Raw genomic sequence first — 12179 nt, forward strand, 5'->3', positions numbered from 1 at the left:
GCAGCCCATGAATGCAACAAACGCAAAAGCCACACCTGAGATTAAACTGCTCAACTTCCAACCCAAAGATGCAGAAGCTTTTATAGCAATGGTCGGTGATACAGAGATCAAAGCGTATTACGCCGAATTTAATGACGAAGAAGAAGTGATCCTCTCCAAATTCAACGGCTTAAACACCGATATTCCTTTCGTTCAATACTGGGGCATTTTCAATGCTGGTGGCGTACTCGTGGGCTTTGCCTCCCTGAAAAAAAGCCATTCGATTTTTAAAACCCTTCAAAAGCTGGAACAAAAAAAAGCAGATGATACAAATGTGGACATTGAGATTGAAACGGATGGGCAAGTCAAAAGGCGGGAATGGCGCGAAAAGGTACAAGCGCCGTTTACTATTGATATTGCCGTCCATCGTGATTACAGAAAGCAAGGCATAGCCAGGGCCGCCTTAAACCAAGTATACCAATATGCAACGGAGGCCGGCTTAAAAGAGGTCTATTTTGAAGTAGGTCACGATAATGAAAAATCCCAGTTGTTAATAGAAAGCCTGAGCGCCGAAATAGTCACCACCGCTGAAAACCATTACGGCCACGACCTTTACCGCTTGCCCGTTTATGTAGAACCCGTACCGGATGCCGAACTACTCCAAGCAATAAAGGATGAAAAAAACGATGCAGAAAAGATACTGTTGGTTAAGTGGCGTTATATCGTACGGGCAATCCCTGAACTTACACCCCACCGGAAGCTAATCATTGACTTATTCACTGCGATTATTTTAAAAAAAGGATCTATAGACTTTCATGATCGCCATGAAGGATGCAGTCATTCCTCTTTTTTGGGACACCACACGGTAAACATCAGCTTGAAAAGCCGGCCTGACCCAATAACAATTATCTGGTCAATTGCTCATGAGTATGGGCATCTGTTGCAAGATCCTGCCTCCGATGATGAACAGAAACTTTATACTCGGAAAAATTTCATTAGGGAAGAAGATGCATGGAAAAAAGCAGAGGAATGGCTGAAGGAAAAGCCCATGTTTATCTATAACTGGCCAAACTTTACGCGTTTTCGTCACCGCCGTCTTGAAGACTACTTGCCTGATCGCAATTTTCAGGCGGATGCTTCTGACCCTTTAGAGGACTAATCTGTATCCAACATTCCCATTTCTATAGCATAGTCAATGAGTTGTTTACATCGTTGAATGGAGAATACATAAATTATTTTGGTATCAGGTTTAACTGCGCTTGCAACGCCAACTAAATTTTCTTGAGAATCCAATACCGGTGCTCCGCTACACCCCTTATAATCATACTCATCTCGGATAATTTCAGGGGCAAGCAAAATATAAAAATCACCTAATTTGCACTGAAACTCGAGCGAATGTTTTAAAGTTGGCTGTGATTCATGAACGCGTGGGCCTGGGTTATGTCGCACTTTGCCATAAAATCCATATCGCTCATTAAGATTAGGTATTGCGACATAATCAAGATTAAGTGTGATTTTTTCAGTTTTTTCAATCGTAAAATACTCAAAATCAATCGGTAGTTGTATTAAGGGGAAGTCAGATTTCAATTCAGTAAAACATATGTCGAGCCGTTCTTCTTTTTCATTTTCAAGCAATTTTAATAAATCTTCAGGCACTGTCACCTCGCTGCCTTCGATCAAACTAAAATAACAGAAGCCGCCGATTTTTTTCCATATCCAGGCTCTTTTATCTTTATCGTATATGTTTGTTTCAAGGTAATTATCTAAATCGCCCTTGTCAGTTACATGAGCAACTGAAATAAAAAAAAGGCGATCACGATATACTGCTTTAAAACCTGAACCAAAACCGATAGCTCTGTCTTCACCTGGGCGAGTTTGGTATATCTGGACTGATGATAACACCATCAATTCCGCATCAGTCAATCCACTCATGAGGGTTCAATGTTCAATTCCAGTGCAGGCAAATTCGCATAAGTGAATGGTTCAGTCGGGTCAGGTTTTCCTAAGAAATCACTGGCAACGCTACAAGCAGCCATCTCCTGATAAGGATATTGGGTAGCGGCAATTTGCAAGATTTCCTCATCGGTCAAGTCTTCACTGATCCAGCGCCAGGCAAGATCATCGTTAAGGATAGCTGGCATGCGCTCCTTCGAATTGTGGACTTCCTTTGTAAGTGGATTCGCGACTGCAGTTACCATTGCGACCGTATTCACCATTTCGCCCGTTTCCCTGTCTGTCCACGGATTCCATATACCGGCGGTGAAAAAATATTCATGCTCAGGAAGGCTAACATAGTACGGATATTTGTCCGGTGTTTTTAATTTTTCTCCTGTTTTTTTGTTTGTTCTATATATGTGACGCCAATCAAAATAATCTGTTGAGAGGATAAGGCACCTGTGATTCTTCGCCGCATCATAAAACATTGATCTCCGGCCACTCCGCTCACTTACAAAAAGATTTTCAGATTTTGCATTTAGCTGGGGCTGGCCCTGTATCCATTTCCCGTTCGCATCTTTGTAACCAGTACGCATACGACGTACCTCTTCTCGGTTATTTAAGTAGTTGGGTATAAAACCCCACTCCATCTGAACGACGTCAAAATTATTTCTATAAGGAGTAGCTACAATCACAGCTACCGGTGTATCTGTAAACCCGCTGATCACACCTTTATCTAGAAAGTTGAAGTTCTTTACCGCCCGTTCCATTTGTTTGAGGCGTATATATTCAGCTCTTGTAACCTTTGACCATTATAATAGCACATCTTTTTAGCCCTTTAGTTTATTACGTATAAAGTTAGCAATTAATTTGCCGAATTGTTCGGCCTCAGTTTGCCTGCCTTGCGGCACCGAGGTCCAAAACTTTTCGCCAGATGGCCGTTTTTCTGCAACGCTAATATTCAGCGCTTTCCTGTTATCGGAAAAGACAAGGTGGAATATCCGATCCCCGGAAACACTGTGCTCCGTAATCGATATAGTTATCCCATCACTTTGAATTTGAAAAGGTGGCTCCAGTTCTCGCATGCATGCAAATTAAGTAAATTTGATTCACTGATAATAGTAGGGATTTAATATGAAGAAAACGGTTGAATTGGATCGATACCTCAATGGCCAGGCGGCTGCAAGAAATCACATAGCCCAATACGAAGTTCCTGAAGGAGATGCGAAACGGATCATTTCGTGGTATTTTGAACGTTCCGCGAGGCTTGACCTGGCCGTTCCGTGCGCTTTGGAGCACCGAGTTGTGTAGTCAGTTAGGTAAATCGCAATTGATAATAAACAAATTAGGATGGTCAAAGTGTTACGGATCAACTGTATGCTATTTCCGGAATGAGATGGTTAATGGCTTCGGAATACCCACGTAGAGCTCATTTATTAGGTTTCTAGGTATTCTTGATTGAAGTTAAAATACGCAAGATTTTCGATAACTTTTCGAACGCTTGTAAAACACTTGATGCCCGTAAGGGCCGCCTGGGATTTGGGCGGTCATAACGGTGCTGTCGGTCGTTTACAACCTTTTCAACTTTTAATTGAAAAGTGGTTACAGATGGATTATAATGGTAATAATTGCTATCATAATACACAATGCCCCCAACAGGTTTAGTAGGGTCTCTAAAATGGTGGTTACTACGCCTTTAAAATAACTGCTATATAGTTGTATACCAGTAATACTCCTGCGGTTAAACCTGCGCCTGCCGATTTGGTAGCGAATGCATAAGCCTAATACTAAAAGCAGGATTCTGTGGTAGTTTGAATGGTTGATATGAAGAAATAATACTGTCATGGTTTTGCTGATTAGTGGAACGGTAAAAGCAAGGGGGATAAAATCCCCCTTGCGATCAATTGAGGGCGTTTGCGCCGATTTTGGTAAAATCCATACAGAGGTCAAAAGCCGTTTGCGCTCTTGTTAGGGCTGTTCCTGCCATGATAGATTTAAATTTGCTTTCTTCGGTTTTGAAGTTGCGCACGTTTTGATAATACCCCGTGATTGAATTAAATGCCCCAAAAACCGTCCCTTTGGTAGTTTCCAGTTGTTGGGTTGGGCTTTGCTGGCTGTACTCGTAAACGTTATTAATGATATTGTTATAAGTGGTCGAAAGTCCATCTTCCTGAGCTGTACGCAGTTTTTCCAGTACTTCCTTATTCGGCGCCATGGCCATTTGAATGAGCCGTTTTAATTCGGGATCGGTGATGCGTACCCTTGCCCATCGGTTATAGATGGCTTCCATTTCCACAGACAGCATATTAGAAATCCCTAACAGCTTATGCGCCTGTTTTAATTTATCGGTCGCACTGGCGGTATGGCGTATTTTCAGAATACCCGAATTGTTTTTTAAGGCTGCATTAAGGGTGTTGTTACAGCAAACCCTTATTGGCGTAAAGGCAATATTGATACTGCCCGAACCATCATGTGATGAAGTTAAAAACAGGTATTGAGATATTAAATCTTCCCTCCCCACACGGATGTATTCAGGCAACTTGGCGGTGATAAATATAATTTCCGCATTGCCCAATGCCCCGGCAGTTTCATATTTGATACCATCTTTACCGCCAACAATACTGTCAAAAAAGCTAAAGGCATCAATGTTCTGTACCACATTATAGTCTTTGCCAATTTTGTCGCCTAATACCGCCTCGTTATCGGTACGGAAAGTATAAAAACTGTTATCTGATACAATGCTGTTACCACTTGGTAGGGTGTGGATATTCGGGCGTTTAGCTACTTCAAAGTCAAGCCCTGCAAACTGTATAGCTTCTGCACTTGTCGGATAATGCGTGATGATCTGCCCGAGATTATGCCATGCGGGCACATTCACGCTCATAAAACTGTATTTCCCTGTTTGCTCGTTATAATTTAGATTGTGTGCCATGATTGATATTTTTAATGTTCCTTACTCTTGATACTAATATTTCAGTTTCCAGTATATTGACGTTTGCGGTATCTGTTAAACTCAATTTTGACTGTGTTTCCAGTTCGTTAACAATTTCGGCGATACTGGTATGGTCGGCGTGGACTGCCACACGGACCATGATAAAAAGGGTTTCGTATTTCATCTTGATTATATTTATGTTTTTAGGGTATGATTAGCTTTAAATTTTTCCAGTTGCTGGTAAAAAGCTGTGGGGTTTTCTTCTTCAAATTCTACGGCATAGCCCTCGTAATAAATCTGATCTAAAAAATCTCTGAATGCGTCTAACATGATTTTTTAATTTATGGTGGTGGGAATAAATACCCCTGCCAAATGATGGCAGGGGTATTGTGAATTAGGCAGGGATAATAATACCTGCTTCAATTTCTGCCAGTTTATCCACACAAAGCGCATTAACGAACTGTGCCACGGCCTGAATGATAACCGGGTTTTTAGTAATAAATTCCCTGCGGTCGTCATCCATAATCTTTAATGCGCAGCCCTGATAATAATTACCACCAGTTTCGTCCGCTTCTTTTTCCAAATCCACGTTAAAGGCTTCCAAATTGTTGATGGTTGCTAAAAGCTTATCCCTTTGTACCTTTTTTACATGCAGGGTTTCCAGTAGCTTAATGGTTTCATCTAAATTTAAGACTGGTTTAGTAGGTGCAATTTTAACCACTTCTTTGGGTTGCTCTGCCTGTGAGGCTCTTGCTTGTAATGTTTCTGCTTTTGGCTGTTCCTGTGCAGGTTCAGCAGGTTTTACCGTTTCGGGTTTGGCGGTGTTCAGTTCTTCTTTTTCATCGGTTTTTACCGATACCTTGTTTACGGGGTTACCTGCTACAAACTGTGTTTTTTTGTCCGCTTTAACGGTGTTAATTCCTTTAACTGCTCCGTTGTTGTTTTTTGCATTAGTTTCCATTTTTTATGGTTCTTAAGTTCCACCCTGCCTACTACCATTCGGCAGGAGCCATTTCCGGCTTTTTGTTAAGCAACCTCACCTGATGGAGCAGGGGTGATAGACAAGGCTTTGCCGAAAAAAATACTACCCGGAGCGCAGCGGAGGTGTGGAGATTTTTTTTGGCAAACCCGCAGGGCTTGGCCTTGGCTGGCAGCCCTGCGGATCAGAACTTTTTGCGCAAACAGCCTAAATTCAGTTTGATCAATCATCAGAAAATCTTTATCAGTGGCAAAAAAAGAGCTTGTGGTTTGAGTGGTGCGTAGGCAAGGACCAAACGCATGATCTTTTAAAAGGTAGCGAAGCTGCTGAAAAGGGGGAACGAAATGAGCTGCTGGAGCTGCTCTCAATAGAAGACTTAATAAGTGACTTATATTACGGCATTAAGATAGATTTACATCGGTTTATATTTTTAAAGAATTAAAAAATAAGGCGAATGTGGACAGATTCAAACATTAAAGGGGATATCTCAAGATGTCTTTGTTTTTTTATAGTACTATATTTACATGTTAAATTATAGAACCTAATAGCCTATGCCTAAAAAGAGACCGTGGAATTTGTGGCCGCAGAAATTCAAAGAGGAGCTTAATAGTGTTGCAGGGGTAACTGGATTTGGTGGAGCAGCCATGTCTATAGCTGGAATGACTATCATGGCCGGAACGGTTGGTTTGGTAACAAGTGGTGCAGGTGCAGTGATTACGGCCTTAACTTTTGCTTACGCAGGGTATAAAGCTATTCCCGCTAAGTTCATTAATGCTGAAAGTGTCGTAGGTATAAGCTTTAATTTGCGTGAGTTAAGCAACATATACCCACCGATAAAAAAACTGGCTATTGTCGGGCCTGAAAGTGCGGGTAAAACGACTTTAAAGACTAACCTTGCTTTTGAGGCACGCACCAGGCAACGAACTCAACTACTTTCTGCTCAAATTGTCGCTATCCCGGATTCGCCACCAAAATACTTAGCAGTTATCGATGGAGCAGGAGAAAAATTCTATCAACAGTTTGAAATTGCTAAGCAGGCGGATTATATATGTATTGTCATTGATCACAACATATCGGATATTGATATTAAGCTTTCGTCCGATAGAATTCAGCAAAACACTGATTTTCTAGACCAAGTAAGAAATATGCTGTCAGAGGAAAGGCTACCTCGTAAAAACTGGATTGAAATCTTAATTAATAAACATGATCTTTGGGGGAATGCAAGTACAATACAGCAGGCCAAGTTTGATGATTTTTGTAAAAGTGAGCTTGTTAAATGGCAGGGAAGTAACCTTGCAGACCACGTAGACATGCATCCTCATTCCAACGAGCGAACCGGTGACGTTAACAAGTTTATGGAAGTATTAAAAAGAAGTTTAAAGAATAACTAATTATTGGAAATGATCTTATACGAACCCATTACGTTTGACAATTCTCCTATTGAGTTTGTTCTAATAGGACCTTTTAAAGGGAAAGATGTCATTTTGATCAAAAGTGTTCATGCTGGCCTGGATCTAATTGGTCTGGCAAATTTCAGGCAAAAGACTTCGGAATATATACCCAATAATAATTCACTTTTAAGTTCTCTTTCGGGACCTGTACGGCAGTTAAACATGGTTGAAAGCGGCAAATCGTTCGATATAGAAATGGAAAGCGATGGCAGAAGATCAGCTTATCGTTTTGCCTGGGTTGGAAGCGGACATAACAGAGATATACAGCGGGTTGGAGGCCTGTTAGATGATATAATCAGCGTAATCAAGGTCGAAATAAACAATCGCGATGTTGCTGAAGTGGAGTTATTGATTAGTGCTATCATATTGGAATGTTCCTTAATTGATCAAAGACGATTAAAGACCAAAAGGACCATGATCGCTGTTTTAATCAGCTACGCCATAATAATTGTACTAACTGTAATCTATTACTTTTGGTGGCAAAATCTTAAAAAATAACCAATTCTTAATTTTAGTGGCACTAAGCATGGGTCGAATAAATAAAAGGCTGACGGAATCTCCGCCAGCCTTTTTCCCAAAACAGTTTGTTAATAAACTTACTTACTTTCTTTATTCTTTAGTTCTGTTACTTCTGTACGGCCAGCTTGTGCCAATACCTTAATTTCCTGATAAGCTTTACGGAGGCGTGTTCCTGCGGCTTTGTTATTTTTCTCGTGAAATGCAATAGCATCAGCTTCTGTAGCAGCAACTAAGTCTTTTAATTTTTGAAATGTTGACATAATAAATGATTTTAAAAGAGTGAATGTATAAAAAATTGATTAATTAAGTTCAAAACGGCGATTACACGCTCATTTCATGGCTTTCAGTCTGGCTCTTATCCTTGCCGGTACCTTTGGACAAATCTTTTTCCAGTTTCGGTACTTTCAGGAAATCCTCCCGTTTTAAAGGTGCGTCGTTATGTACCTGGTAAAAATTGATGTTGCCATAACGAGGAACAGCTTCGATCCGCAGTATAACGTCTTTCCCGTCTTTACCCTCCACAGTAACAACCGGCCTGTTGCCATTTTTCAAATCGGTCAATAGGTGTTCTTGTTTCTTAGGATCTGCATCCAGCTTAATCTTGTATTCCCCAAGCACTTTGTTCAGGTCATAACCATAACCCTCGCTGAATTGCTTCACCTGGAAATTCCCGTATTTATCTTTGGGTTTATCAAACAAGAATACTGACCAGGCTTTATATTGTTCCCCGGAGGTCCGGTTGACCAGATCTTCGCGGTAAGCCGAACGGCCTTGCAGCAAATTGGCGGCTTGCGTCACCGGAAACCCCTCGCCCTTTTGCACGTAAAATGAATTGGTGACAGCAGAACTGTAATAGGTCTGCTGAAAATCTTTGACCACATAATCAACTTTGCCGTCTTTCATGGTCGCCAGGGTGGTCTTGAATTGCAGGTCTTTATCAGTTGGCTTCCCAACGGCCAGTTCACTTTTGCCGGTTTGTGATTTAAAGAAGTCAATGGCCTCAACCGGGCTATCGAACTTTTTAAAGATACTTTTATCTTTTTCACCGGGAGAGATGACCAGGTACTTCTGCTCGTTCTCCAATGGTTTGGCTTTGCTTAAAGCCAGGTCGTACCGATTGAAATAATAGTAGTCCGACTGGCCGCTTTGCCTGAAATGGAGCGTTACATCCAGTTGCCCTTTGTCTGAGGGTAGTTGCCCTTTTAGTTTAAAATCCGGGAGGTTCTTCTCCATGTGGGTTTCCATGTCCTTGATGTATTTTTCATCAAAGCCGAGGCCCTTTAATTCGCCTCTCAAATTATCCAGATTATTTCTGTTCATTGCTTTTTGTTTACTGTTTAATAATGAATGATTTATACGATGCTAAGCGAAATTCCCATTTCCTGCTTTTTATCCGGTACCCGCTTTCTGCTCAATTTTTGCTTGTTAACCAAATCCCGCTTTTTTACCGCCTGTTGCCTTTGAACCAAGGTATCTACAGTGACCGGCTTTTGATCGGTATCCCGGATCAGGATATTTTTATCACCAGGATTGGCCTGAAGAAACAGCGCCTCCCCAGTAGTCGGACATTTAAAGGAAATGACATTGCCTTTCTCTATATGGGACAGCACTTTTTCATCGGCAATGGCTGGGATATTGGTCGCTCTGGCCAGCTCCTTTAAACAGGTGTCCGGGTCAAAGCCGTAGTTATGCCGGTATTCCTGCAATGTGCCTTTACCATTTTCCTGAGGGTTAAACTCTAATTGTAACCAGGTATAATCAAAGTTCTGCTCCAGTTGCTGCTGCCGGATAGAAAATACAGGTCTGCCTGCTAACAGGTTGGCTGCTGTTTGAATATCTGTCACGCCCTTATCCTCGAAAGTATATTCCCTTTTCCGCTCCGGTGCATCCCTGTCCACGATACCCGCTGTGAACCTGGGCAATTGGTAACGTCCCGACCCGTCTTTCTCCAAATGGAGCATCACATCCAGCCGTTCACTGCCACTCAACTGGGTTGACAGTTCAATGTTAACCTTATCCCGTTCGTAATCCAGGTAGTTTTCCAGTTTACCTGAAAAGGAGCCAAAGCCTTTCGCGTCCATATAGACTGCCAGTAATTCCAAATTTTCCGCACGTAATGCGGCCTGCTGCCTTAAATACCGGGGCTGATCATAAAGCCTGTGTTTAAGCCGTATGGCGAACCGCACCAACCTGTTGGGATATAGTTCCTTTTCCAGTTTAGCGGTCACGCCTTTCAGCAGGCCCAGCACGATCTTTTCATCCGGAGTAGGATTTACGGAAATACGGGTAATGCCCTTTTGCAGGAAATCATATTTCTGCCTGCTGAAATGGGGATCAGACAACTTCCCGCCTGAAAACATCCCTTCCAATAGCCTGTGCTTATCCTGCCAGTTTTGCCAAAGCTGGTTCGCGCGGTTGATTTTCCCAGCCATATCAGTGCGCCTTTTTAGTGTTATCCCGCAAGAGTAAAGGATAACCTGTCTTCAGTTTCACCTTAATGCGCCTGATTTTTTTAGAAAACATCCCTTTAGCCGCCTCAATACCCGCCCCGGCGGCCTGTACGCCTAAAGATTGATCCATGCTGAGAAATTGCATACTTTGAAGGGCATTACTACTACCAGTACCTACCGCGCCGCTCAATTCGGCCTCGGGTGCATTGATACCGATCATCGCATCTGTTTTATCAAACACGGTCAGGTTAACCGGGATAATGGCCGTACCCAGGCCAATGTTTTTGATCTCTAAATTCAGGCGTTGGTTGCTGATGGAGGCCAGCCCATAAATCAGGTGCCCTTTGGGAATGACCTGCCCGTTCATCGTAATGGTATCCATTAAACGTAATTCGACGACCGCACCCTCGCTTACTTTCTGGTCACGGGCAATCACAGCAGGTATAGCCTTAAATAAACTATCCGAAACCACTGGAACGTCCTTTTTCAAAGTTTGCTTGACCAGTTCCGGGTCTTGAATTTGCAGAATCTTATCCATCATACTGTTCAGCTGCTTCATTTCAGGATCTTCACCACTGTTATTTTGTTGCATAGTTTTCATCAGGGCTTCCAAACGCGCCACATCTTTTGACATGTCCTGCTGGTTTGCTGCCTGCGGAGCAGGTGCATACCCTGTTATCGTAGGTGCTACGGGTGCACTGATCTGCTGATGGATAGCGGCCAACTTTGATTGGATCTGTTTGGTTTGCGGGTCATTGTCGGGGTTGAAACTCAAACGGCCTGCCACATCGGCAATCGCATTGCTACCAGAATGCACCGAATCCCGGTCTGCCCGATTATAAATGTCCATTTTATCGGTTGGCTCCGTTTTTTTAAACTGCGCTCCCGGCAGTTCAGTATTGATACCCTTTGTTGCAGCAGTACCCGCCGAAGCTTTTTTGCCGCCGCCAAGCGCGTAAAAGATGAGCGCACCGAATAATAATACCGGCAGCAATAAGAATAAAAACATCGTTCGCTTGTCCACTCTTTTGTTTTGTGTCATTGATTTTGTGTTTTAAAAAGTAAATAATTTGGTTAACTGAATGCATGGATGAGCAGGAACAGACAATAAGCCCCGAATGCAGCGCAAAACAGGATAAGCAGGCAAAGCCTTGCTTTGCCGGATAGGTGCGCCGTTTTGCGGTTCAAGTAGTCCGCTGCCTGGCGTTGTCCTTTGAGTATGCCGCCTGCTATTTTTGCCGCTGCTTGTTCCTGTTTCGCGCTTAAAACCCGCTCTCGTCTCCTGAATATTCTCATGGCTTTACCGCTTTAGGGTCAATGTTCGAATTGACCAGGGTTTCCCAATGCTGGATCAAAAAGCCATGCGGGTTATTATCGGTCTGGGTTTTAATATCCCTGACTTCGCCCTGCGTGACCAGTTTGCGGAATACGGTACTGCTTGACCGCACCAGTTTTTCGGTGGCATAACAAGTGAAGCTATAGGGGTTACGGTTCACATCCACGTTGATGCTGTCCACCGTAATTTCCTGCGAGATATTGGCAGAGATCAGGTTATTGTAGTAGCCCTGTTCCCGCAAATTATCATAAGCCTGCTTTGCGCTTTCATCCGCCAGGTATAAAGCTTTGGTAATCCCGGCTTGGATAGCTTTTTCATCCGGCGACAGGTTGAAAAAGTACTGATGAAAGGTCTTAATGTGGTCCCGCAGCTCGACGGGCAGGTTCATTTTTCGGTCGGATGCTAATGCTTCCAGTACTTTGCCGTTATACAGGATATATACCCGGTTTTGCGCTTCATCAACTAAACTGTAGCTTTTCCAGATGCAAAAGCATAGGATCAGCACATTGGCAGCGATCAAAAAAAGGCTGAACCGTTTGATATGCTGAAATGCGGTATCTATATTTTTGAGTTGTTTAAACATAATACCCCCCTACCT

Annotated in this window: 17 protein-coding genes; 3 read left to right on the forward strand and 14 right to left on the reverse strand. The window is 42.7% G+C overall.

The features are described 5' to 3' along the window. Positions 1 to 7 precede the first annotated feature (7 nt). Entirely contained in the window at positions 8 to 1138 is a 1131-nt protein-coding gene (locus tag AB6735_RS24325; RefSeq protein WP_370998742.1) for a GNAT family N-acetyltransferase, read from the forward strand. On the opposite strand, the gene AB6735_RS24330 is transcribed toward AB6735_RS24325, so the two are convergent. From AB6735_RS24330 to AB6735_RS24365, 8 genes are all read right to left on the reverse strand, one after another. Next, positions 1135 to 1911, reverse strand: coding sequence for a hypothetical protein (locus AB6735_RS24330; protein ID WP_370998743.1), 777 nt, complete (start codon positions 1909 to 1911; stop codon positions 1135 to 1137). The two genes, AB6735_RS24325 and AB6735_RS24330, sit on opposite strands and share 4 nt — an antisense overlap. Next, positions 1908 to 2684 (reverse strand): SOS response-associated peptidase, encoded by a 777-nt coding sequence (locus tag AB6735_RS24335; RefSeq protein WP_370998745.1) that lies wholly within the window; start codon positions 2682 to 2684, stop codon positions 1908 to 1910. Before AB6735_RS24335 ends, AB6735_RS24330 begins: the two co-directional genes overlap by 4 nt. A gap of 832 nt (positions 2685 to 3516) precedes the next feature. Next, positions 3517 to 3759 carry a hypothetical protein gene (locus AB6735_RS24340; RefSeq protein WP_370998747.1) on the reverse strand — a complete coding sequence of 81 codons (243 nt, stop codon included), beginning with the start codon at positions 3757 to 3759 and terminating at the stop codon, positions 3517 to 3519. Positions 3760 to 3814: 55 nt separating this feature from the next. Further along, positions 3815 to 4846 carry a DUF932 domain-containing protein gene (locus tag AB6735_RS24345; protein WP_370998748.1) on the reverse strand — a complete coding sequence of 344 codons (1032 nt, stop codon included), beginning with the start codon at positions 4844 to 4846 and terminating at the stop codon, positions 3815 to 3817. Continuing rightward, positions 4824 to 5030, reverse strand: a complete 207-nt coding sequence (locus tag AB6735_RS24350) for a hypothetical protein (protein ID WP_370998750.1) — start codon at positions 5028 to 5030, stop codon at positions 4824 to 4826. The genes AB6735_RS24345 and AB6735_RS24350 overlap by 23 nt, the downstream gene beginning before the upstream one ends. 11 nt (positions 5031 to 5041) lie before the next feature. Continuing rightward, positions 5042 to 5176 carry a hypothetical protein gene (locus AB6735_RS24355; RefSeq protein ID WP_370998751.1) on the reverse strand — a complete coding sequence of 45 codons (135 nt, stop codon included), beginning with the start codon at positions 5174 to 5176 and terminating at the stop codon, positions 5042 to 5044. A gap of 64 nt (positions 5177 to 5240) precedes the next feature. Further along, the gene (locus AB6735_RS24360) at positions 5241 to 5807 is read right to left on the reverse strand and encodes a hypothetical protein (RefSeq protein ID WP_370998753.1); all 567 of its coding nucleotides are present in this window, start codon (positions 5805 to 5807) and stop codon (positions 5241 to 5243) included. Positions 5808 to 5872: 65 nt separating this feature from the next. Beyond that, positions 5873 to 6193, reverse strand: a complete 321-nt coding sequence (locus AB6735_RS24365; RefSeq protein ID WP_370998754.1) for a hypothetical protein — start codon at positions 6191 to 6193, stop codon at positions 5873 to 5875. 183 nt (positions 6194 to 6376) lie between these two features. Here AB6735_RS24365 and AB6735_RS24370 point away from each other — a divergent pair, with 183 nt between their 5' ends. Both AB6735_RS24370 and AB6735_RS24375 read left to right on the forward strand, forming a co-directional pair. Next, positions 6377 to 7216, forward strand: a complete 840-nt coding sequence (locus tag AB6735_RS24370; RefSeq protein ID WP_370998755.1) for a GTPase domain-containing protein — start codon at positions 6377 to 6379, stop codon at positions 7214 to 7216. A gap of 9 nt (positions 7217 to 7225) precedes the next feature. Beyond that, the gene (locus AB6735_RS24375) at positions 7226 to 7774 is read left to right on the forward strand and encodes a hypothetical protein (RefSeq protein ID WP_370998757.1); all 549 of its coding nucleotides are present in this window, start codon (positions 7226 to 7228) and stop codon (positions 7772 to 7774) included. Positions 7775 to 7872: 98 nt separating this feature from the next. Here AB6735_RS24375 and AB6735_RS24380 read toward each other — a convergent pair whose 3' ends face one another. The 6 genes from AB6735_RS24380 to traK all read right to left on the reverse strand — a co-directional run bounded on the left by AB6735_RS24380 (position 7873) and on the right by traK (position 12164). Then, positions 7873 to 8055 (reverse strand): histone H1, encoded by a 183-nt coding sequence (locus AB6735_RS24380; RefSeq protein WP_370998759.1) that lies wholly within the window; start codon positions 8053 to 8055, stop codon positions 7873 to 7875. 61 nt (positions 8056 to 8116) lie between these two features. Beyond that, the gene (locus AB6735_RS24385) at positions 8117 to 9115 is read right to left on the reverse strand and encodes a hypothetical protein (RefSeq protein ID WP_370998760.1); all 999 of its coding nucleotides are present in this window, start codon (positions 9113 to 9115) and stop codon (positions 8117 to 8119) included. A 32-nt stretch (positions 9116 to 9147) separates the two neighbouring features. Next, positions 9148 to 10227, reverse strand: a complete 1080-nt coding sequence (locus AB6735_RS24390) for a hypothetical protein (protein WP_370998762.1) — start codon at positions 10225 to 10227, stop codon at positions 9148 to 9150. A gap of 1 nt (position 10228) precedes the next feature. Next, entirely contained in the window at positions 10229 to 11287 is a 1059-nt protein-coding gene (gene traM, locus AB6735_RS24395; RefSeq protein ID WP_370998763.1) for a conjugative transposon protein TraM, read from the reverse strand. A gap of 32 nt (positions 11288 to 11319) precedes the next feature. Continuing rightward, positions 11320 to 11541, reverse strand: a complete 222-nt coding sequence (locus AB6735_RS24400) for a hypothetical protein (protein ID WP_370998765.1) — start codon at positions 11539 to 11541, stop codon at positions 11320 to 11322. Then, entirely contained in the window at positions 11538 to 12164 is a 627-nt protein-coding gene (gene traK / locus AB6735_RS24405; RefSeq protein WP_370998766.1) for a conjugative transposon protein TraK, read from the reverse strand. Before traK ends, AB6735_RS24400 begins: the two co-directional genes overlap by 4 nt. Between the last annotated feature and the right edge of the window lie 15 nt (positions 12165 to 12179).

Origin of the sequence: Mucilaginibacter sp. RCC_168 (assembly GCF_041355315.1) — a bacterium.
Classification (GTDB): domain Bacteria; phylum Bacteroidota; class Bacteroidia; order Sphingobacteriales; family Sphingobacteriaceae; genus Mucilaginibacter.